Genomic DNA, 22,026 nt, shown 5'->3' on the forward strand with positions numbered 1-22,026 from the left:
CCCGTCCTACGCGGCGCCGTCGGGGCCCTGATCGTGGGCCCTGGTCACCAGCTCGAAGGCGACCTCGAGAGCAGCCCTGCGCTTCTCACCGGGGTCGCCTTCGGCGTCCCTGAGGGCGAACACGCCCGCGTGCATGGCCATGAGCGCGGTGAAGCAGCGCACCTGGTCGGCGAGCGCCGCGTCGGGATCCTTGATCAGGTCGACCAGGGAGACGGCCCGCTGCTTGATGGTGTGGCCGATCTTCAGCTCGCGCACCGTCGACTGGTTCTCCTGCATGAAGACGAAGAGCGGTGAGGCCGCTTCCAGCGCCTGGCTGTAGCGGACCAGGATCTCCTTCTTCGTCTCCAGGGTCCGCGGCTGCTGCCTGCCCCACTCCAGGAGCTCCTCGATCGGCCGGTTCAGGTCCTCGAAGATGCTGGTGAGGATGTCTTCCTTGGTCTTGAAGTGGTAGTACAGCGCCGCCTTGGTCACCCCGAGCCGCTCCGCGATCTCGCGGAGCGAGGTCTTCTCGTACCCCTGCTCGGCGAAGAGGTCCAGGGCGACGTCCTGAATGCGCTGGCGGGTGTTGCCCCGGCGCGGCTGCGGCGTGCTGCCCATGCGACTCTCCCAAGAACTTACTTGACGCCCGGCTAGTTACGGGTCTACCTTCCCTCAGTGTAGTCAGCTAGCCGGGCGGCAAGTAAGGGCCCGGGTGGTGGCAGACCAGGTGTTTCAGGGGATCAGGGGTCAGGGGAGACGACATGGCGGAACTCGAGAAGGCGGCGGAGACACCGGCCGAGCCGGCGGCACGCAGCGTCAGGGTGGTCGTTCTCGCCCTGATGATCACGATGCTGCTGGCCATGCTCGACAATCTGATCGTCGGCACCGCGATGCCGACCATCGTCGGCGACCTGGGCGGAATGGAACATCTGTCCTGGGTGGTCACGGCCTACACCCTGGCCACCGCGGCCTCCACCCCGATCTGGGGCAAGCTCGGCGACCTCTACGGGCGCAAGGGCGTGTTCCTCACGTCCATCGTGATCTTCCTGATCGGTTCGGTGCTGAGCGGTATGGCCCAGGACATGAGCCAGCTGATCGGTTTCCGCGCGGTCCAGGGACTCGGCGCCGGCGGCCTGATGGTCGGAGTCATGGCGATCCTCGGTGACCTGGTTCCGCCCCGGGAGCGCGGCAGGTACCAGGGCATGATGGCCGGCGTGATGGCGATCGCCATGATCGGCGGACCGCTGGTCGGCGGCACCATCACCGACCACCTGGGCTGGCGCTGGAGCTTCTACATCAACATCCCGCTGGGCGCCGTCGCGCTGGCCATGGTCACCGCTGTCCTGCACCTCCCCCGCAAGGAGCGGTCGACGGCCCGGATCGACTATCCGGGCGCCGCCCTCCTCACCGTGGGCATCACCGCGATCGTGCTGGTCACCACCTGGGGCGGTACGGAGTACGCCTGGAGCTCGGCCGTGATCATGGAGCTGATCGCGCTCGGCGTGGCCTCCCTCGTCGGGTTCGTCTTCGTCGAGACGAAGGCCGCCGAACCGATCATGCCGCTGCACATCTTCCGAAGCCGCAACTTCACCCTCATGTCGGTGGTCGGCTTCATGGTGGGCTTCGTGATGTTCGGAGCGGTGCTCTTCCTCCCGCTTTACCAGCAGTCGGTCCAGGGGGCCTCCGCGACCAACTCCGGGCTCCTCCTCCTGCCGCTGCTGCTCTCGATGATGGTCGTCTCGCTGGTCGCGGGCCGGATCACCACCAGCACCGGCAAGTACAAGATCTTCCCGATCCTCGGCAGCATCCTGATGGTCGCCGGTCTTTTCCTGCTCGCCACCATGGACACCGGCACCTCGCGCTTCACCTCCGGTGTTTTCATGGCGGTGCTCGGCGCGGGCATGGGCTTCCTGATGCAGATCACGATGCTCGTCGCGCAGAACAGCGTCGAGCTCAAGGACATGGGTGTCGCCTCCTCCGCCACCACCCTCTTCCGCACGCTCGGCAGTTCCTTCGGAGTCGCGATCATGGGCGCCCTCTTCACCGGGCGCGTGCAGGACGAGATGGCGGCCCGCGGCGGTGGCGCGGTGACGGAGCGGTCCGCACAGCTGGACGCCGCGAGCCTGGCGAAGCTCCCGGACGCGGCCCGCGAGGCGTACGAGCACGCCGTCGCCTCCGGTACGCACATCGCCTTCCTGGTCGGTGGTTCCGTCGCGGTGATCGCCCTGCTGGCGGCGCTGTTCGTCAAGGAGGTACCGCTGCGGGGCGCCGCGAAGCCGGAGGCGCCGGCCGCCGACTCCGGCGACGCCGCGCACGCCGACGTCGCAGACGCCGCGCAGGTCACCGAGGTCACGGACTCCGCGCAGGTCGACGACTCCACCGCCTCCCCGGCGGCCAAGGCGTCGCAGAACGCCTGACCAGCCGCGCATCACACCCCGGGCCCCGGAGGCGACTCGCCTCCGGGGCCCGGGGTGGCCACGTGCCCGCTCAGTCCAGGTCGGTCTGCCGCAGGATCGGGAAGCTCCCGGTGTTCGTCGGGGCGTGCTCGGGCAGCCAGAGCACGGCCACGGCCCCGCCCGCGTCCCCGGTGTCCCTGGTGTCGCCGGTGTTCCCGGGCGGCCCCGCGTTGCGGAAGGTCAGCCTCGCGCCCAGGACACGTGCCTGCCCGGTGGCGATGGTCAGCCCCAGCCCGTGCCCCCGCACGGACCGGTCGCTGCTGCCCGTACGGAACCGGCTCGGTCCCTCCCGCAGCAGCGCCTCCGGGAAGCCCGGCCCGTGATCGCGGACCCGTACGACCCGGCCCTCGACCGTGACCTCGACCGGCCCCGCGCCGTGCTTTGCGGCGTTCCCCAGCAGATTGCCCAGGATGCGCTCCAGCCGGCGCGGGTCCGTGGACACCCAGGACTCGTGCACCACCCGTACCGCGATCTCCGGATCCAGCAGCCTGACCCGGCGGCTCACGAACTCGCCGAGCGGCAGCTCCTGGAGCTCGGCCCGCTCCGACGCGCTGTCCAGCCTGGCGACCTCCAGGACGTCCTCGACCAGGGTCCGCATCGCCTGCGCCCTGTCCCGTACGAGCTCCGTCGGCCGCCCCGGGGGCAGCAGCTCGGCCGCGGTGAGCAGCCCCGTCACCGGGGTGCGCAGCTCGTGGGCGATGTCCGCGGTGACCCTGCGCTCCGCCTCGATCCGCTCGTTCAGCGCGTCGGTCAGGGCGTCCACCGCCCGGGCCAGCTCGTCGGTCTCGTCGCGCACGACACCTCCGACGGCCTCCCGTACGCGGACCTCCGTGTTGCCCTGGGCGACCTTGCCGGCCGCCGCCGCGGCCTTGCGCAGCCTCCGGGACAACTGGCCGCCGATCAGGACGCCCAGCGCGCAGCCGCCGAAGACGACCGATACCGAGCCGATGATCAGCGCCCGGTCCAGGTCACTCATGATCGTGGCGCTGCGGTCGGCGAACCGGGTGTGCAGCGACAGCACGTCGCCGTTGGCCAGGGGAACGGCCGCCCAGACGTCCGGCACCCCGTCGGCCTTCTCGTCGACATGGGTGGCGCGCCGGTTGTCCCGGATCCGGTCACGCAGACTCGGCGGCAGCGCCGGATCGTTGATCTTGGCGCCGAACTTCGGGGACGGCTTCTGGGTGCTCGCCGCCTCGTACAGCCGCTGGGCGAACAGCAGGCGCTCCAGCTGCACCTCGCGGGCGTTCTCCAGCATCGACACCCGGGCTGCGTTGTGGACGACGAGGCTCAGCGCCAGCGCGATGAGCGCGCCGACCGCGGCGATCGCGATACTGATCTTCCAGCGGACACCCGTCCGCAGCGCCAGCCGTCTCATGCGCGCAGCTTGTAGCCGAAGCCGCGGACCGTCTCGATCCTGTCCTGCCCGATCTTGGTGCGCAGCCGCTGCACATGGACGTCGACGACCCGGGTGTCCCCGCCCCAGCCGTAGTCCCAGACCCGCTCCAGGAGCCTGTCCCGGGAGAGGACCGTCCCGGGAGCCGAGGAGAACTCCAGCAGCAACCGCATCTCCGTCGGCGTGAGACCCACGTGCGCGCCTCCTCGGCGCACCTCCATGCCCTCGGTGTCGATCTCCACGTCACCGAAGACCAGCACGCCGCCGTCCGCGTCGTCCCGGGCCCCGGCGCCCCCGTCGGTACGGCCGCCCGCCCCGGAGGCATGGCCGAAGCGGCGCAGGACGGCGCGGATGCGTGCGACGAGCACCGCCCCGTCGAAGGGCTTGGTGACGTAGTCGTCGGCCCCGGCCTCCAGGCCCAGCACCACGTCGATCGCGTCCGCCCGCGCGGACAGCATGATCACGGGCACGGTCGACTCGTCCCGGATGCGACGGCACAGGCTGACACCGTCCAGCCCCGGCACCATCACGTCCAGCAGCGCGATGTCCGGACGGTCCGCCCGGAAGGCCTCCAGGCCCAGCAGGCCGTCGGGCACCGCGGTGACGGCGAAGCCCACCCGCTCCAGGGCGAGCTGGGTGGCCTCGCGGATGACGTCGTCGTCCTCGACGAACAGGACATGGGTCTCGGCCATGCGAACGGCTCTCAGTTCTGCGTCGGCTGCGGTGCGGGGAGAGCGCCTTCCCCGCCGCCGACGGCCCGGTTGAATTCGTTGTGCACCCGGTCGGTCTCCGTGAACCGGCCGGAGGCCCAGTGATAGGTGACGACGTCCTCGCCGGACGGGTAGGCGACCGAGTCCTTCGAGCCGTACACCTGGGTGGTCACCACCAGGTCGCCCCGGTCGATCGTCCCGTAGACCGCGGGGACCTCGGCGGCGAAGACGTTCCCGTACGAACCGTCGGCGAGCCTGCGGTAGACGTACGTTCCGACCCCCACCGAATCGCCGCAGGTCATCACGTTGACCACGACATCGGCCGAGGAGCCGTCGGTGAGCGTGCCGTAGGAGGTGTCGACCGGGTACTCGTCACCGGTGCAGGGCTTCAGGTCCTCCTTGAGCCGCCGGCTCACCTCGGGGTCGGCCTTCACGAGTCGCACGGCGTCGACCCGGGGCATGGGCGTGGCCGTCCCCGCGGGGACGGCGCTCGTCGGGGTGGCCACCGCGACCTGCTGGGTACCCGCCGGGCCCTCGTCACGCGTGCCCGTACCACTCGTGGAACAGCCGGAGCAGAACAGGCCGAAGGCGGCGAGCCCGGCCACCGCCGTACTCCCCGCCGCCACGGTGGCCCCGACTCCCCGGCTCCCCGCCGGCCTGTCGCCACCGCTGCCTGTCAGGCCGCGCACCGCTCCCGCCCCCGCTCGTCATGACGCCTGTCCCGCTGTGCGGGTATCCGTGCCGGTGCGGGTGCCCCCTCGGCCTCGCCGCTCCGGGCCGCGCGGTCCTCGAGCTCCTGGCGGAGCCGTGCGAGGGCACGGTGCAGCGTGCTCTTCACCGTACCGGCCGACATGCCGAGGGCCGCGGCCGTCTCCTCCGTGCTCATCTGCTCCCAGTGTCGCAGCACGACGACGCTGCGCTGCTTCGGAGCCAGCACACCGAGTACGTCCATGAGCAGGGCGCGGTCGGCGCGCTGCTCGGCACCGTCGTCGACGCTCGCGTCGGGAAGCTGCTCGGTGGGGACCTCGTCGAGCTTGCGGGCCCGCCACCACTCCGTACGCGTGTTGATCATGACGCGGCGCAGATAGGCGTCGGCGAGGGACTTGTCCGCGATCCCGTCCCAGCGGCCGAGGGTGCGGACCAGCGCGGTCTGCAGCAGGTCCTGCGCGTCCACGGGGTCGGGCACGAGCCGGCGGGCACTGCGCAGCAGCGCGTCCTGCCGGGTCCGTACGTACTCCTCGAAGCCGAGCACCTCGCCCTGCGCCATTACAACCGCCTCCGTCCCCGTGGATCCCCGTCGTACCGCCGTCGGCCGGGTGGTCCCGTGGCCGACGTCCGATGACGTTACGGAGGGGTTGTCACGAGGGTGTGCGGAGCAGCCGTACACGGACGCACGGCTGTCCATCGGTTGTGTAACAGCCGCTGGACAGCCGCGCCGCCATGATGCGTCAGGACAGGGGCAGCCGGTACCGGCCGTTCGCCAGAGGCTCGACGAGACCGTCGGCCACGAGGCCGTCCAGGGCGCGCGCCCGCTGCACGGGCTCCTCCCACACCGCGTCCAGTGCGGACTGCGGCACCGGGGTGACCGCGTCACGCAGCACCGCGAGCAGCCGGCCCCGCACCTGGCGGTCCGTGCCGGCGTACGTCTGACCGCGGCGCGGCGGTCCCTGGTGGGCGGGCTTCCCGGCGAGCCGCCAGGCGCACTGTCCGGCGATCGGGCAGCGCGTGCAGTCCTCGTTCTTCGCGGTGCACACCAGGGCACCGAGTTCCATCGTGGCCGCCGCCCAGCTCGCGGCGCGGTCGTCCTCCTCGGGGAGCAGTGCGCGCGCGAGCTTGCGCTCGGCGGCGGTCGTCGCGTTCGGCGGGTACTGGATGCCGGTGGCGGCCCGGGCGAACACCCGGCGTACGTTCGTGTCGAGTACGGCATGACGCTGCCCGTAGGCGAACGAGGCCACGGCCGCCGCCGTGTACTCCCCGATCCCGGGCAGGGCGAGCAGCTGGCCGTGCTCGCTCGGCACATCGCCGCCGTGGCGTTCCGTTATCGCCTGCGCGGCCCCGTGCAGGCGTAGCGCGCGGCGTGGGTAACCGAGCCGGCCCCAGGCGCGGACGGCTTCGCCCGGTGCGTCGGCGGCCAGGTCCGCGGGGCGGGGCCAGCGGGCCATCCACTGCTCGTAGACCGGGAGGACCCGGTTCACCGGGGTCTGCTGCAGCATGAACTCGCTCACCATCACACCCCAGGCGCCCGCTTCGGGGCGGCGCCAGGGCAGATCGCGGGCGTGCTGCTCGAACCACCCGATGACGGGGGCATGGAGGGAGGCGGGGGGCGTCTGTGTCGAAGTCGTGGCAGTCATCGCACCTACGATCCTGGCACGGAAGACGCGGGAGGGGGCACGGCCACGGGGGTGTCGGTCCGGCTGAGGGCTCACGGGGTGATAACGCCACCCGTTCTGTCCCTTCGTACGGGGCGGACGATGCCCGAGCCGGGCAAAGTGGCTGTAACTGCCCGACAGCGGCCGAGCCGTGATGATGATCTGGAAAACTTGTCGATCAGAGCGGCGGTTGTGGGCCGGAGTTGGCCTGGATCTCTCGTACAGTTCGGTCCGTGGGATCTATGCGCAATCCGGTCGGGCCGCTTCCCTCCAGCATCTACTGGCGTCGGAGAGCAGTAGCGGTGCTGGTGATCGCGCTGCTCGCGGCCCTGGTTGCGTGGGCCGTCACCTCGCGTGGCGGCAGTGGCGGCGGGCAGGACGACGGGAAGCCCGGAGGCTCGGATCCCGCCCCGTCCATCACTCCCGGCCCCTCCAGCTCGGGACCGGTCGTCGGTCAACCCCCGGGCGGACGCGATGAGTCGGGCGGGTCCGGAACGGGCGGATCCACGGGCTCCGGAGCGAGCGGCGGGGCCGCCGGTCCGGGCGGCGACACCGGCTCGGGCGCCGGGGGAGCGGGCACCGGAGCGGATGGCTCCACGTCGACGGGTGCGAGCGCGGGCACCAGCGGCGGTACGAGCGCCGGACAGCAGGTCCCGGCCGGCTCGTCCCTCCCCAACTGCACGCCCGCCACGCTGCGGTTGACCTTGAAGACCGAGCTCAGCTACGGCCCCGACGACAAGCCGCGCTTCCGGCTGACGGCGAGCAACACCTCGGCCGCCGACTGCAAGGCCGACCTCGGCCCGAAGAGCGCGGTGCTCACGATCACCGAAGCCGGCGAGGACGACGAGCAGCTGTGGTCCTCCGCCGACTGCCCGAAGGCCGGAGCCCTCTTCCTGAGGATCCCGGCCGGCGGGACGGTCGTCCACACCGTGGACTGGAACCGCGGGAAGAGCGCGCCCAAGTGCGCGACGCCGCCCGCCGGCGCCGCTGCCCCGGGCACGTATCTGCTGGAAGCGAAGATCCCGGGCGAGACCGTGCTGCGCGCCTCGTTCGTGCTGGCCAAGGACTGATCGTCCCGGCCGGGGACTGACAACTCGGCGGTGTGCCACGGGGAGTGATCTCCGGCGGGGCCCAACCGCCGTGCGGCGCAGCAGAATCGATTCTGCGCGGGCGCCCTGCGCGGTCCCTGCGTGCGCCCCGCGTGTCCCGGAGGGAGCCGGGCCGGGGTGCGTGACCGGCAGCGCGGGGCCGGGGTGTACGGCCCGAACCCGTGAGCCGGGCGGATGAAACCTAGACGTAGCGTTCCAGGATCGAGGACTCCGCCAGCCGCGAGAGGCCCTCCCGCACGCTCCGGGCGCGTGCCTCGCCGACACCGTCCACCGCCTGGAGGTCGTCCACGCTCGCGGCGAGCAGCTTCTGGAGGCCGCCGAAGTGCTCCACCAGGCGCTCGATGATCGCCCCGGGCAGCCTCGGCACCTTGGCCAGCAGCCGGAAACCCCGCGGGGAGACCGCCGAGTCCAGCGTCTCCGGCGAGCCGCTGTAACCCAGCGCCCGCGCCACCACCGGAAGTTCGAGCAGCTCGGTGTGGCTGAGCGTGTCCAGCTCGGACAGCGCCTCCACGACCGTACGGGACCGCTTCGCGGTCGGTTCGGGTACGTAGTCGCGCACGACCAGCTCCCGCTCCGGCTCCACGCCCGCGATCAACTCGTCCAGCTGGAGTGCGAGCAGGCGGCCGTCGGTGCCCAGCTCCACGACGTACTCGGCGATCTCGGTCGCGATCCTGCGGACCATCTCCAGCCGCTGCGAGACCGCCGTCACGTCCCGGACGGTCACCAGGTCCTCGATCTCCAGCGCGGAGAGCGTGCCGGCGACCTCGTCCAGCCTGAGCTTGTACCGCTCCAGGGTGGCGAGGGCCTGGTTGGCGCGGGAGAGGATGGCGGACGACTCCTCCAGGACCCGCCGCTCGCCGTCCACGTACAGCGCGATCAGCCGCATCGACTGGGAGACCGAGACGACGGGGAAGCCGCAGGCCTTGGAGACCCGGTCCGCCGTGCGGTGCCGGGTACCCGTCTCCTCGGTGGGGATCGAGGCGTCCGGGACCAGCTGGACGCCGGCCCGGAGGATCTTGGTCATGTCCTTGTCGAGGATCATCGCGCCGTCCAGCTTGCACAGTTCGCGCAGGCGGGTCGAGGTGAACTCCACATCCAGCACGAAACCGCCGGTACACATGGATTCGACGGTTTTGTCCATACCGAGAACGATCAGTCCGCCGGTGTTGCCGCGGAGGATGCGCTCCAGGCCGTCGCGGAGGGCCGTTCCGGGCGCGACCGCGCTCAACGAGGCGCGCATCAGCGCCTCGTTACCCGTGCCTTGGCCGGACTTTCCGGGCGATGCTGCCCGGTCGTTGGCTGCCACTGCACTCCTCCGGTCACAGGTTTGCGGTGCCCTTGCGTCCCTCATACCGTTCGTACGGGCGGGCGAGACCAGGGCAAAGTCTACCGGCGTGCGCCGTCCTCCCGTGGTCCGTCCTGACGAGACCTGCGCGGGAGGGCTCTGAGCGCGTCGCCCATGTCGGCGACTTCCGTGACCTTCATACCGGCCGGGACCCTCCCCGGGTCCCGTGGAACCAGGGCGTGCTTGAACCCAAGACGGTACGCCTCGGCCAGCCGGCGCTGGACCCCGGTCACCCTTCGGACCTCCCCGGCGAGACCCACCTCACCGATCGCCACCAGGTTCTTCGGGAGCGGTGTGTCGCTGGCCGCGCTGGCCAGGGCCAGGGCGATCGCCAGGTCCGCCGCGGGCTCGGTGAGCTTCACGCCGCCCACGGTGGCGCTGTAGATGTCCCGCTTGCCGAGCGCGCTGATCCGGCCCCGCTGCTCCAGGACGGCCAGCATCATCGATACCCGGGAGGTCTCCAGGCCCGAGGTGGTGCGCCGGGGCGAGGGGATCTGTGAATCGACCGTCAGCGCCTGCACCTCGGCGACGAGGGGGCGCTTGCCCTCCAGGGTGACCGTCAGACAGGTGCCGGGGACGGGCTCGTCGCGGCGGGTGAGGAAGAGGCCGGAGGGGTCGGCCAGGCCGGTGATCCCCTCGTCGTGCAGCTCGAAGCAGCCGACCTCGTCCGTCGCGCCGTATCTGTTCTTCACGCCGCGCACGAGCCGGAGCCTGGCATGCCGGTCGCCCTCGAAGGAGAGCACCACGTCGACGAGGTGCTCCAGGAGCCGCGGCCCCGCGATCGCCCCGTCCTTGGTGACGTGGCCGACCAGGAGCGTGGACATCCCGCGGTCCTTCGAGGCCCGGATGAGAGCCCCCGCGACCTCCCTGACCTGCGCCATACCGCCGGGCGCGCCGTCGATCTCCGGCGAGGCGACGGTCTGCACGGAGTCGAGGACCAGCAGGGACGGCTTGACCGCGTCCAGATGTCCCAGCACCGCCGAGAGGTCGGTCTCGGCCGCCAGGTACAGATGGTCGTTGATCGCCCGGATCCGGTCGGCCCGCATGCGCACCTGGCTCGCGGACTCCTCCGCCGTGACGTACAGGGTGCGGTGGTCTTCGCTCGCCGCCTTGGCGGCCACGTCCAGCAGGAGCGTCGACTTCCCGACGCCCGGCTCACCGGCGAGCAGCACGACGGCGCCGGGCACGAGCCCCCCGCCGAGCACACGGTCGAGCTCCCCGACCCCGGTCGAGCGGGCCGTGGCCTGCCTGCTGTCGACCTGGCCGATCGGTACGGCGGCCGAGGAGACCCGGCCCGCCGCGGTCGTACGCACCGCGGGTGCGCCGCCGAACTCCTCGACCGTGCCCCAGGCCTGGCACTCCGGGCAGCGGCCGAGCCATTTGGCCGTCGTCCAGCCGCATTCGGTGCAGCGGTAGGACGGACGGTCCTTCGCGGATTTCGTACGGGCAGCCATGGCGTCACCGTATAGGTGGGGTCCGACAGTGCCGGTCGCGGGCGAGGAGAACGAACATGTGGCCGATGCGGTAGTTCCGGAGAGAAACCGGATTCCTGTCCCCTTTCGAGGGAGAGTGTCACCCGTACGGATTAAATGTCGGAAAGTGCTGTCGTGCTTGCGCCCTCATCTGCCTACGGTCGCCCCGTGACGAGCAGCAGGCTGGAGACCCCCACACCCCGCACCGGCGCACACCGGGCGCACCGCCGCACGGCCCGCCCGTCGGAGCAGCGATCGCCCGCACGTTACGAGCCGTACCTCGACGGCCTGTTCACCTACTGCCTCTCCGTGCTCTGCGACCACGAGGCCGCCACGGAGGCGCTCGGCTCGGTCCTCGCGATCGCCGAACGGCAGGACGGCCGGTGCCCCACGGCCGAGGAGGAACGTAAATCCTGGCTGTACGCCCTGGCCAGGTGGATGTGCCTGCGCGCGCTGACGGAACAGCGCAAAGGCCGACAGGCGCACCGCCGCCCCACGGCACCGACCGCGCCCGCCCGTCCCTCCGGGGGCGGTGGCACCCCGGAGGAAGCCGCCGCCCCCGGGGCCGCCCAGGAGTCCCCGGCGGCCGAAGCGCGCCGGCGCGAGCTCGCGCAGCTCGCCTGGCCGGAGGCTGCGGGCACCACCCCCGAGCAGCGCGAGGCGCTGGAGCTCGCCGTACGCCACGGGCTCACGCCGCGTGCCGTCGCGGCCGTCCTCGGCCTCGACGCCGCCGGCGCGCGGGAGCTCCTGGCCGGGGCCGCCTGCGAGGTGGAGCGCACCCGCGCCGCCCTCGCCGTCGTGGAGAAGGGCGACTGCCCGGCCGTCGCCCGGCTCACCGGGACCCATCAGGTGCTGCTGTCGGCGGCCCTGCGCCGGGAGCTCGTCCGGCATGTCGACGACTGCCCCCGCTGCCGCCGCGCCGCCGAGCGCGCCGGAGCCGCCGGCCCCTGGCCCGGAGCGGCCGTCACCCCGGCGGCCGCCCTCCCGGTCGTCGAGGCGCCCCGCCCCTCCGTGCGCGTCGCCCTGGCCCACGCCCGGCGCTCCCGGTCCGGCGCACCGCGCTTCGGCCGGACGGGCTTTCCCCTGGATCCCAAGGACCACGCCGCACGCCGGGACAGAGTGCGCGCCCGGGTCGTGACGACGACGGTCGTGGCGACCGTCGTCGCCGCCCCCGTGATCGCCCTCTGGGCCGCCTACCGGGGCGCGCCGCTGACCGGCGAGGGCCGCGACACCTCGGTCAGCGCGGCGGACACCGACGAAGGGTCCGGGCTCGGCGACGACGCGTACGACCACTACGAGAACGCGGGCAACGCCCGCCCCGAGGGCGACGGCGCCTTCACTCAGGACCCCCGGACACCGGACGTCTCGGCCGAGGTCATCAGCGTGGGACCGGGGCCGCGGGGCGCCGGCAGGCTCGCGGTCTCGGCCCGCTCGTCCGGCAGCCGTACGGCGATCACCCTGACCGCGACCGGCACCGAGGCCGTCGCGTGGTCGGCACGCGCCGACGCCGCGTGGCTGCGCCTGAGCCGCACGTCCGGCACGGTCGCCCCCGGCCGGAGCGTCACCTTCTACGTCTTCGTGAACAGCGCGGCCGAACCGCAGGGCCCCTGGAACGCCCGCGTGGTGCTCAGCCCCACGGGATCCGCGGTCGCGATCACCGGACACGGCGCCGCGTCACCTCGCCCGGAGAGCCCGCGGCCCTCACCTCCCCCGCCCACGCAGCCGCCCGGCCCCACGCCGTCCACCCCACCGCCGACGGATCCGGCCCCGGAGCCGACGCCCACCCCGACCCCGACTCCGACGGAGCAGCCGACGGAGACCCCCGGCTCTCCCACACCCTCACCGACCGGCGGTTCCACCGAGCCCGCTCCGCCGTCCGACCCGGCGCCCTCGGACTCCTCGTCCGGACCGGCAGGGTGACGCGCCCGGCCCGGGTGACGCGGCCGGCCCGGGTGCGAGGCGGAGCGCCCGGCAGCGGCGGGCCGGGCCCCCGTACGCGCGGCGCCAGCAGCCCTTGCGGCTCAGGCGGGGTCCGCCGGATGCGGCGCCATCGGCAGCAGGGACGCCAGCCGCTGCTCGCACAGCTCGGCCAGCCGGTCGTAGGCCTCCTTGCCCATCATCTCGGTGAGCTCGGGCCGGTAGGACACGTAGACCGGCTCTCCGGCCCCGTGCGCCGAGGTCGCGGAGGTGCACCACCAGTGCAGGTCGTGCCCGCCGGGTCCCCAGCCCCGCCGGTCGTACTCCCCGATGGAGATCTGGAGCACGCGGGTGTCGTCCGGCCGGTCGATCCAGTCGTAGGTCCGGCGGACCGGCAGCTGCCAGCAGACGTCGGGCTTGGTCTCCAGCGGCTCCTTGCCCTCCCGCAGAGCCAGGATGTGCAGCGAGCAGCCCGCGCCGCCCGCGAAGCCGGGCCGGTTCTGGAAGATGCAGGAGCCCTCCCAGCGCCGCGTCTGGCGTTCGCCGTCCTCGTCGACGCCCACCCAGCCCGTCTTCGTGCCGACGTCATGGAACTGCCAGAGCTCCGGGGTGAGCCGTGCCACGTGCCCGGCCACCCGCTTCTCGTCGTCCTCGTCCGAGAAGTGGGCGCCCAGCGTGCAGCAGCCGTCGTCCGCGCGACCCGCCTGGATGCCCTGGCAGCCGCTGCCGAAGATGCAGGACCACCTGGAGGTCAGCCAGGTCAGATCGCAGCGGTAGACCTGCTCGTCGTCGGTGGGGTCGGGGAATTCGACCCAGGCCCGCGCGAAGTCGAGCCCCTTCTCGTCGGGCCCGCCCGGCCCCGTTGCTTCCGGCTGCTGCATCTCCTGCTTCGCTTTCCGCTGCTTCTTCGTGGCTTTGTCCGGCTTCGCCTTTTTCGTCTTTGGCACGCGCCCAGAGTAAGCCGCAGTAGCGTGCGCGTATGAGACTCGGAGTCCTCGACGTGGGGTCGAACACGGTGCACCTTCTGGTGGTCGACGCGCACCCCGGCGCCCGCCCGCTGCCCGCACACTCGCACAAGGCGGAGCTGCGGCTGGCCGAACTCCTCGACCGGGACGGTGCCATCGGCCCCGAGGGCGTGGAGCGCCTCGTGACGACGGTCGCCGACGCGCTCCAGGCTGCCGAGGACAAGGGCTGCGAGGACGTGCTGGCGTTCGCCACGTCCGCCGTGCGTGAGGCGAGCAACGCGGACGAGGTGCTGACCCGGGTGCGGGACGAGACCGGCGTCGCCCTCGCCGTCCTCAGCGGTGAGGAGGAGGCCCGGCTGACCTTCCTGGCCGCCCGCCGGTGGTTCGGCTGGTCCGCGGGGAAGCTGCTGGTCCTCGACATCGGCGGCGGCTCGCTGGAGGTCGGCTACGGCATGGACGAGGAGCCGGACGCCGCCGTCTCGCTGCCGTTCGGCGCGGGCCGCCTGACCGCCGCCTGGCTGCCGGGCGACCCGCCGGACCCGGCCGACGTACGGGCGCTGCGCCGCCACGTCCGCGCCGGCATCGCCCGTACGGTCGGCGACTTCACCAGGCTGGGTCCGCCCGATCGCGTCGTCGGGACCTCCAAGACCTTCCGGCAACTGGCCAGGATCTCGGGCGCCGCGCGCTCGGCCGAGGGCCTGTACGTGCAGCGCGTCCTCACCCGCAAGGCCCTGGAGGAGTGGGTGCCGAAGCTGTCGGTGATGACCGTGGAGCGGCGGGGCGGGCTTCCCGGGGTCACCCCCGGACGGGCCGCGCAGCTGCTCGCGGGGGCGATGGTGGCCGAGGGGGCGATGGACCTGTTCGGCGTGGAGGAGCTGGAGATCTGCCCCTGGGCGCTGCGCGAAGGGGTCATCCTGCGCCGGCTGGACCACCTGCCGGCGGCGCACGCGGTGCTCGCCTGACCGTCCGGACCGGGTCATGGTCCTGCTCACTTTCAGCCGGGGTCCCTCGGCGAGGCGTACCGCTGCCCGTACCCTGTCCACGTGGCAGAACCAGTGGTGCGCATCCCGGATGCGAAGGTCGCCCTGTCGACGGCCTCGGTCTATCCGGAGTCGACGGCGACGGCCTTCGAGATCGCCGCGCGCCTGGGCTACGACGGTGTCGAGGTCATGGTGTGGACCGACCCCGTGAGTCAGGACGTCGAGGCGCTGCAACGGCTGTCGGACTACCACCAGGTCCCGATCCTCGCCGTGCACGCGCCCTGTCTGCTGATCACCCAGCGCGTCTGGTCCACCGACCCGTGGGTGAAACTCCAGCGGGCCAGGGCCGCTGCCGAGAAGCTCGGCGCCTCGACGGTGGTCGTCCATCCGCCGTTCCGCTGGCAGCGCAACTACGCCCGCGACTTCGTGACCGGCATCTGGCGCATGGCGGACGAGACCGATGTGCGCTTCGCGGTGGAGAACATGTACCCGTGGCGCTACCGCGACCGCGAGATGCTCGCGTACGCCCCCGCCTGGGACGTCAGCAACGACGACTACCGGCACTTCACCGTCGACCTCTCGCACACCTCGACCGCGCGCACCGACGGTCTGGCCATGGTGGACCGGATGGGCGACCGGCTCGCCCACGTCCACCTCGCCGACGGCAAGGGCTCGGGCAAGGACGAGCACCTGGTGCCCGGCAGGGGTGACCAGCCGTGCGCGGAGCTGCTGGAGAGGCTGGCCCGTAGTTCCTTCGACGGGCATGTGGTCATCGAGGTCAACACCCGGCGCGCCATGTCGTCGGCCGAACGTGAGGCCGACCTCGCGGAGGCGCTCGCCTTCACCCGGCTCCACCTGGCCTCGTCGGCGCGGACGCCCGGCCAGTGACCCCCGGCACCGACGGCCCCGCCCCCCGGCGCAGGGGCCGTCCCCCGCGGACGGCGCACGCCACCGGCCCCGACGCCAGGACCCGGATCCTGGAGGCGGCCCGTACCGAGTTCGCCGAACGCGGCTACGACAAGACGTCGGTCCGGGGCATCGCCAAGGCGGCCGACGTGGACGCCGCCCTGGTCCACCACTACTTCGGCACGAAGGACGACGTGTTCGCCGCGGCCGTGGAGGTCTCCTTCGAGCCGGCGCTCGTCCTCCCCACGATCCTGGAAGGTCCCGAGAAGGACCTGGGGGAGCGGCTGGCCCGTTACTTCATCGGCGTGTGGGAGAACCCGGTGTCGCGGGCGCCGATGCTGGCGATACTCCGCTCCGCGCTCACCCACGAGGCGGCGGCGAGGGTGCTGCGCGGCTTCGTGCTCCGGCGGCTGCTGGAGCGGATCGCGGCGGAGCTCGACGTGCCCGATCCCACCTTCCGCGCCGAACTCGCGGCCTCGCACATGGTCGGCATCGCGATCCTCCGGTACGTGATCAAGGCGGAGCCGCTGGCGTCCGCGGAACCGGAGAAGATCGTCGCCATGGTGGCCCCCACGCTCCAGCGGTACCTCGCGGACCGCTGACCCTCCCCGGGTTTTGCTCCTGTGACGGCTGTGCCGGTGGCTTCACAGCGTTGTTGCGGATCAGTATCAGCTGCTGACCTGTCCGAATCCTGATGGTTGGCTGTGCGAAAGCCGTGCACCGCGGCCGTACGTCGCGAATGGCAACCATGGGGGAGCGAAATCATGACGACTCGGAACGCGAACAGCCAGGAACAGCCGGCGCAGGGCACCAGGTCCTCCGCCCTGCCCCGTCGCAACCTGCTGCGGATGGCCGGTGCCGGGATCGGCCTCGTGCTGACCGGGGCGCTGACGACGGCCTGCGGCCCGGAGGAGACGGACCCCGCCGGGGGAGCCGGGGCCTCGAAGCCCGGTGGCGGAGCCGAGGGCGGGGACGCGTTCACGACACCGCCCGCCGGGACCGCCCCGCGTGCCCTGTGGCAGCACCCCGCAAAGGCCACGACCCTCGGTAACCAGGAGGTGCTCGCCGTCGCCGGGAACGTGGTGCTGGTGGCCGGCGATCCCCTGGTCGGCCGGGACCTCGCCACCGGTGAGGAGCTCTGGTCGCTGAAGGGCGCCGCCCAGCCCGGCGCGCGGCTGATCATGAGCGGGGGCACGCTCTACCTGGCCAGCGGCACGTACGACGGTGACCTCGTGGGCCTGGACCCGGCCACGGGCAAGGAGACCTGGCGCAGCCGCCTGGACGGGCGGTACGCCCAGCCCCGGCCCGTCGGCGCCGACAAGGACCACGTGTACGTGATCGCGGGAATCCTGGAGAAGGACCTCAGTTCGCAGCACAACGTGATAGCCGCCATCGACCTCCGCACCGGCAAGGCCGTCTGGACCGAGCGCAGGGACGCGGGGACCGAGGAGTCCGGCATCACCTCCGTGGTGCTGGACGGCCGGCTCGTCTACACGGACCACCGCAAGAACCTCACGGTCCGGGACGCCGCGACGGGCCGCCAGCTGTGGACGAAGAAGATCAGCAGCTCCAACTTCGAGCGCATCGCCGTGCACGAAGGGGCGGTGTTCGTCGCCGACAGCCGGCACCTGCGTGCCTTCTCCGTGGAGGACGGCAGTGAGCGCTGGGCGCTGAAGACCGAGGAGTTCTCCTCGTTCAACGGCCCGAGCATCCTCGACGGGGTGCTCTACGCCTCGGACAGCGCCCACGCCCTGTGGGCCGTCGACCCCTCCACCGGCAAGCAGCGGTGGCACAACACCGACCTGCTCGACGTCTCGGTCCCCCTCCAGTTCGCCAAGGTCGGGGACACGCTCTACGGAGCCACGGAGTTCGACGAGAACGGCGGCGTCCAGGCCTACGACGCCCGCGACGGAAAGCTCCGCTGGACCTACAACGACGGCAAGGGCTCGCTGGAGCAGTGGTACGTGGTGGCGGGCGGCAAGCGGCTGGCCGCACTGCATGCCGGACGGCTCCAGGCGCTGCCCGCTGTGTGACATGCGACGGCCCGCGGTGAGGTGCGGCGCCCGGGTGTGACGCGCGCGACCCGTGCGGGCGTGGGGGCCATGGCCCTGGGCGCGGCAGGGCGCGGGGGCGGGGGTACGGGCACAGGGCACGGGGGCGGGGGCAAGGCGCGGCCGGGAAGGCGCCGTCCCTGTCCGCCCGTTGAGTTCCGTATCCCGCATTACGGACAGTGTGTCCAGATCTTGGCACGGGAGGCGTAACCTCGGGAGCAGTCTTTTCTGTCGAAGGAGCGAGAGACGATGCCCCAGCTGAGGTCCCGCACTGTCACCCACGGCCGCAACATGGCGGGCGCCCGCGCCCTTATGCGTGCGTCCGGCGTAGCCAGTGAGGACATTGGCAAGCCGATCATCGCGGTGGCCAACTCGTTCACCGAGTTCGTGCCGGGCCACACGCACCTCGCCCCCGTCGGCCGGATCGTCTCCGAGGCCATCAAGGCCGCGGGCGCGGTGCCCCGCGAGTTCAACACCATCGCGGTGGACGACGGCATCGCCATGGGCCATGGCGGCATGCTCTACAGCCTGCCCTCCCGTGACCTCATCGCGGACAGCGTCGAGTACATGGTCGAGGCCCACTGTGCCGACGCCCTGATCTGCATCTCCAACTGCGACAAGATCACCCCCGGCATGCTGATGGCCGCGCTGCGCCTCAACATCCCCGTGGTCTTCGTCTCCGGCGGTCCGATGGAGGCCGGCAAGACCACACTGGTCGACGGCACGGTCCGCACCCTCGACCTCGTCGACGCGATCTCGGACGCGGTCAACGACAAGATCTCCGACGCGGACATCCTCCGCATCGAGGAGAACGCCTGCCCGACGTGTGGCAGCTGCTCGGGCATGTTCACCGCCAACTCGATGAACTGTCTCGCCGAGGCGATCGGTCTGGCCCTTCCCGGCAACGGTTCGGTCCTCGCCACCCACACCGCCCGCAAGGCGCTGTACGAGAACGCCGGCCGCACGATCGTCGAGATCACCAAGCGCTACTACGAGGAGGACGACCACTCCGTCCTGCCCCGCAGCATCGCCGGCCGCGAGGCGTTCGAGAACGCCATGGCCCTCGACATCGCGATGGGCGGTTCCACCAACACGATCCTCCACCTGCTGGCCGCCGCCCAGGAGGCCGGGCTCGACTTCGGCCTCCCGGAGATGGACGAGATCTCCCGGCGGGTCCCCTGCCTCGCGAAGGTCGCCCCCAACGTGGCGCCCGGCGGGACGTACTACATGGAGGACGTGCACAGGGCCGGCGGCATCCCCGCCCTCCTCGGCGAGCTGCGCCGCGGCGGGCTGCTCAACGAAGGCGTGCACGCGGTCCACTCCAGCAGCCTCGACGAGTGGCTGAAGAACTGGGACGTCCGTGGCGGCTCCCCGTCCCCCGAGGCCGTCGAGCTCTGGTACGCCGCCCCGGGCTGCGTCCGCAGCGCGACCGCCTTCTCGCAGTCCGAGCGCTGGGACAGCCTCGACACGGACGCGGCCGGAGGCTGCATCCGCGACATGGAGCACGCCTACTCCAAGGACGGCGGCCTGGCCGTCCTCAAGGGGAACCTCGCCGTGGACGGCTGTGTGGTGAAGACGGCGGGCGTCGACGAGTCGATCTGGACCTTCGAGGGGCCGGCCGTGGTCTGCGAGTCCCAGGAGGACGCCGTCGACAAGATCCTCCGCAAGGAGATCACGCACGGCGACGTCATCGTCATCCGCTACGAGGGCCCCAAGGGCGGCCCCGGCATGCAGGAGATGCTCTACCCGACGTCGTTCCTCAAGGGCCGGGGCCTCGGCAAGACCTGCGCGCTCGTCACGGACGGCCGGTTCTCCGGCGGCACGTCCGGTCTGTCCATCGGCCACGCCTCGCCCGAGGCGGCGTCCGGCGGCACGATCGCGCTGGTCGAGGACGGTGACCGGATCCGGATCGACATCCCGAACCGCTCCATCGAGCTCCTCGTCCCCGACGCGGAACTGGCCACCCGCCGCGAGGCGCTGAACGGCGTGTACGCGCCGAAGAACCGCGAGCGCAAGGTCTCCCAGGCGCTGCGCGCGTACGCGGCGATGGCGACCAGCGCGGACAAGGGCGCCGTCCGCGACGTCTCCAAGCTCGGCTGATCCACAGCGGCCCCGCCCGGCCCCGCCCCTGGTCTCACCAGGCGGCGGGGCCGTTCGCGTCCACGGCGAAGACGGACCCGTCCGGGGCGGTCCCGACGACGCTCCCGCCGAGGACGACGGGGGCGGGCAGCGACGAGGCATGGCTGAGCTTCCCCGCCCTGAGCCTCGGCCGCGTCTGGCCCAGCAGCGTCCCGTGCTCCGTGTCGACGGCGAGCAGACGCCCGTCGGCCGCCGAGAAGTACAGCCGGCCGCCCGCTCCGAGTACGGGTGCCGAGGTCGTCCCGACGGCCGTCTCCAGCCGCCACCGCTCGGCGCGCGCGGCGCCCGGGCGGACGTCGACAGCCAGCAGGGTTCCCCCGCGCTCCAGCAGCAGGGCGGTGTCCCCGTCCACCACGGTCTCCGGGGCGTTCATCCGGAAGGGCAACGGCACCCGGGTCGCCTCGCGGCGCGCGGGGTCGTAGCGGACGAGACCGGTCGTCTGGGCCTTCTCGTTCATCGCCGTCAGCAGGAGCGCCCCGCCCGAGGTGCCGACCGGGGTGAGCAGCCCGTCCAGCTCGCGCTGCCAGGCCGTGTCCCCGGTCCTCGCCTCGATCGCCGTGACGAGAGTGGTGGTGCCCTGCGCCGAGTTCTCGAAGACGTACGCGACCCCGGTCCCACCCTCGTACAGCGCGTAGGCCGGAGCCCGGTGCCCCGGGACGCCGTGCCGCCAGCGGGACGCGCCGGTACCCGCGTCGAGCGCCTGGAGCGTGCCGTCCTGCCGGGCCGTCAGCAGCAGGTCCCCCGCGGGGAACGGGGTGTCGAGGTACGCGGAGAGGTCCTTGTGCCAGAGCTCCGTGCCCGTGGCCGTGGCGTACGCGCGCAGCACTTCGCCCGGCACGACGGTGTAGGCCACGTTCCCGGCCACCGTGCCGCCGGGCCGTACACCCCCCGAGGCGGGACCGGACTGCCCCGAGAGGGGCTCGGTGTGCGACCAGAGCACCCGCCCGTGCGCGGGATCCAGAGCCGCGGCGCCGAACCCTGCCGAGACGCAGTACAGCGAGGAACCGGCGGGGGCGCACGCCGGGGTGGAGCCCTCCTGGGACCGCAGCGGCGTCTGCCACGGTACGAAGGCAGCCGGACGTTCCGTCCCGCTGCCCGGCCCCTTTGCCTCCGGCGTCCCGGAGCTCGCACCCGCCGCCCAGACGCCCCCGGCCACCAGGACCGACAGCGCGGCGGCGACCGCGAGCCTGCGCCGTGCCCGCCGGCCGGTCCCCGTGTCCGAGCCGGACGCAGGCCCGTTCGCCGCCCGGATGTGCGTGGTCGTCTCCGCGGCCTCCGGCGAGACGCCCTCCCGGGACGCCGCCGGCTCCCCGCGCTCGACGGCGAGCGGCTTGCGCTGCACCGGGATGAAGGCCGCCGCCTCGTAGGAAGGAGGGTGCAGAGCGGCCATGATCTCGTCCGGGGTGGGGCGCTCCGCGGGGTCCTTCGCCAGGCAGCGCCCGACCAGCGGCGAGAGGTCCTCCGGCACTCCGGCCAGGTCCGCCTCGTCGTGCACCACCTGGTAGGCCACGAGATAGGGACTGTCCGAGTCGAAGGGGCCCCGGCCCGTCGCCGCGTGGACCAGTACCGCCCCGAGCGCGAACACGTCGGCGGCGGGACCCACCTCGCGGGGCCGCTGGAACTGCTCGGGCGCCATGTACGGCGGAGAGCCGATCAGCTTTCCGGTCTCCGTACGCACATCGCTGTCGTAGGGCCGGGATATCCCGAAGTCGATGACCTTGGGCCCGGAGTCGGGGAGCAGCACGTTGCTCGGCTTGAGATCCCGGTGGATGACCCCGGCCCGGTGGATGTCGCGCAGGGCCTCGGCGAGTCCCGCCGTCAGCCTGCGCAGTTCGGCCGGGCTCATCGGGCCGTTCCGCTTCACCTGCGCCGAGAGGGTCGGGCCCGGCACGTACAGGGTGGCCATCCAGGGCAGCGCGGCCGTCGGGTCCGCGTCCACGACCGGCGCGGTGAACGCCCCGCTGACCCGCCGGGCAGCAGTGACCTCCTGCCGGAAACGCGCCCTGAACTCTGGGTCCGCCGCGTGCTGGCGGTGCACCACCTTGACCGCGAGCTGCAGCCCCGAGGGGGAGCGTGCCAGGTGGACGACACCCATGCCGCCCGCCCCGAGGCATGCCTCGAGCCGGTACTGCCCGGCGTACTCAGGATGCTCCGCTTCCGGATGTGATCCGGTCCCTCGCAGCGGCGGCATCGCCCACCCCCGTGTGTTCGACCGCAAGCGCGACGCACGGAGCC

18 protein-coding genes are annotated in these 22,026 nt (G+C 72.3%); 8 read left to right on the forward strand and 10 right to left on the reverse strand.

Annotated features, from left to right (window positions below):
* Window positions 1-6 precede the first annotated feature (6 nt).
* On the reverse strand, window positions 7-597 hold the full coding sequence (locus ABZY45_RS28840; protein ID WP_356744503.1) for a helix-turn-helix domain-containing protein: 591 nt from the start codon (window positions 595-597) through the stop codon (window positions 7-9).
* Between the two features lie 143 nt (window positions 598-740).
* On the opposite strand from ABZY45_RS28840, the gene ABZY45_RS28845 reads away from it, so the two are divergent.
* The gene (locus tag ABZY45_RS28845) at window positions 741-2,396 is read left to right on the forward strand and encodes an MDR family MFS transporter (protein WP_356744505.1); all 1,656 of its coding nucleotides are present in this window, start codon (window positions 741-743) and stop codon (window positions 2,394-2,396) included.
* A gap of 70 nt (window positions 2,397-2,466) precedes the next feature.
* Here ABZY45_RS28845 and cseC read toward each other — a convergent pair whose 3' ends face one another.
* The 5 genes from cseC to ABZY45_RS28870 form a co-directional block, all read right to left on the reverse strand.
* Complete coding sequence (gene cseC / locus ABZY45_RS28850) at window positions 2,467-3,810, reverse strand: two-component system sensor histidine kinase CseC (protein ID WP_356744507.1); 1,344 nt, start codon at window positions 3,808-3,810, stop codon at window positions 2,467-2,469.
* Window positions 3,807-4,520, reverse strand: coding sequence for a two-component system response regulator CseB (gene cseB / locus ABZY45_RS28855; protein ID WP_356744509.1), 714 nt, complete (start codon window positions 4,518-4,520; stop codon window positions 3,807-3,809). Before cseB ends, cseC begins: the two co-directional genes overlap by 4 nt.
* 11 nt (window positions 4,521-4,531) lie before the next feature.
* Window positions 4,532-5,164, reverse strand: a complete 633-nt coding sequence (locus ABZY45_RS28860; protein ID WP_356744511.1) for a hypothetical protein — start codon at window positions 5,162-5,164, stop codon at window positions 4,532-4,534.
* Between the two features lie 50 nt (window positions 5,165-5,214).
* Window positions 5,215-5,805 carry a SigE family RNA polymerase sigma factor gene (locus ABZY45_RS28865; protein WP_356744513.1) on the reverse strand — a complete coding sequence of 197 codons (591 nt, stop codon included), beginning with the start codon at window positions 5,803-5,805 and terminating at the stop codon, window positions 5,215-5,217.
* Window positions 5,806-5,986: 181 nt separating this feature from the next.
* Window positions 5,987-6,889, reverse strand: coding sequence for an A/G-specific adenine glycosylase (locus ABZY45_RS28870; protein WP_356744515.1), 903 nt, complete (start codon window positions 6,887-6,889; stop codon window positions 5,987-5,989).
* A 260-nt stretch (window positions 6,890-7,149) separates the two neighbouring features.
* On the opposite strand from ABZY45_RS28870, the gene ABZY45_RS28875 reads away from it, so the two are divergent.
* Window positions 7,150-7,977, forward strand: a complete 828-nt coding sequence (locus ABZY45_RS28875; protein ID WP_356744565.1) for a hypothetical protein — start codon at window positions 7,150-7,152, stop codon at window positions 7,975-7,977.
* Window positions 7,978-8,197: 220 nt separating this feature from the next.
* Here ABZY45_RS28875 and disA read toward each other — a convergent pair whose 3' ends face one another.
* Window positions 8,198-9,322, reverse strand: a complete 1,125-nt coding sequence (disA, locus tag ABZY45_RS28880) for a DNA integrity scanning diadenylate cyclase DisA (RefSeq protein ID WP_356744517.1) — start codon at window positions 9,320-9,322, stop codon at window positions 8,198-8,200.
* 80 nt (window positions 9,323-9,402) lie between these two features.
* Window positions 9,403-10,815: a DNA repair protein RadA gene (radA, locus tag ABZY45_RS28885; RefSeq protein ID WP_356744519.1), complete on the reverse strand. Its 1,413-nt coding sequence runs from the start codon at window positions 10,813-10,815 to the stop codon at window positions 9,403-9,405.
* Between the two features lie 135 nt (window positions 10,816-10,950).
* Between radA and ABZY45_RS28890 the strand changes: the two genes are divergently transcribed.
* Window positions 10,951-12,753, forward strand: coding sequence for a hypothetical protein (locus ABZY45_RS28890; RefSeq protein WP_356744521.1), 1,803 nt, complete (start codon window positions 10,951-10,953; stop codon window positions 12,751-12,753).
* A 101-nt stretch (window positions 12,754-12,854) separates the two neighbouring features.
* On the opposite strand, the gene ABZY45_RS28895 is transcribed toward ABZY45_RS28890, so the two are convergent.
* Window positions 12,855-13,697 carry a hypothetical protein gene (locus ABZY45_RS28895; RefSeq protein WP_356744523.1) on the reverse strand — a complete coding sequence of 281 codons (843 nt, stop codon included), beginning with the start codon at window positions 13,695-13,697 and terminating at the stop codon, window positions 12,855-12,857.
* Between the two features lie 32 nt (window positions 13,698-13,729).
* On the opposite strand from ABZY45_RS28895, the gene ABZY45_RS28900 reads away from it, so the two are divergent.
* The 5 genes from ABZY45_RS28900 (at window position 13,730) to ilvD (ending at window position 19,752) form a co-directional block, all read left to right on the forward strand.
* Window positions 13,730-14,677 carry a Ppx/GppA phosphatase family protein gene (locus ABZY45_RS28900; RefSeq protein ID WP_356744525.1) on the forward strand — a complete coding sequence of 316 codons (948 nt, stop codon included), beginning with the start codon at window positions 13,730-13,732 and terminating at the stop codon, window positions 14,675-14,677.
* 81 nt (window positions 14,678-14,758) lie between these two features.
* Window positions 14,759-15,583, forward strand: coding sequence for a sugar phosphate isomerase/epimerase (locus ABZY45_RS28905; protein WP_356744528.1), 825 nt, complete (start codon window positions 14,759-14,761; stop codon window positions 15,581-15,583).
* Window positions 15,580-16,203, forward strand: coding sequence for a TetR family transcriptional regulator (locus ABZY45_RS28910; protein WP_356744530.1), 624 nt, complete (start codon window positions 15,580-15,582; stop codon window positions 16,201-16,203). The genes ABZY45_RS28905 and ABZY45_RS28910 overlap by 4 nt, the downstream gene beginning before the upstream one ends.
* A gap of 246 nt (window positions 16,204-16,449) precedes the next feature.
* Window positions 16,450-17,634 carry a PQQ-binding-like beta-propeller repeat protein gene (locus tag ABZY45_RS28915; protein WP_356744567.1) on the forward strand — a complete coding sequence of 395 codons (1,185 nt, stop codon included), beginning with the start codon at window positions 16,450-16,452 and terminating at the stop codon, window positions 17,632-17,634.
* Between the two features lie 267 nt (window positions 17,635-17,901).
* The gene (ilvD, locus tag ABZY45_RS28920; RefSeq protein ID WP_356744532.1) at window positions 17,902-19,752 is read left to right on the forward strand and encodes a dihydroxy-acid dehydratase; all 1,851 of its coding nucleotides are present in this window, start codon (window positions 17,902-17,904) and stop codon (window positions 19,750-19,752) included.
* Window positions 19,753-19,786: 34 nt separating this feature from the next.
* On the opposite strand, the gene ABZY45_RS28925 is transcribed toward ilvD, so the two are convergent.
* Window positions 19,787-21,982, reverse strand: a complete 2,196-nt coding sequence (locus ABZY45_RS28925) for a serine/threonine-protein kinase (RefSeq protein WP_356744534.1) — start codon at window positions 21,980-21,982, stop codon at window positions 19,787-19,789.
* Window positions 21,983-22,026: the final 44 nt, after the last annotated feature.

It is taken from the genome of Streptomyces sp. NPDC006516 (assembly GCF_040611875.1).
GTDB lineage: Bacteria > Actinomycetota > Actinomycetes > Streptomycetales > Streptomycetaceae > Streptomyces.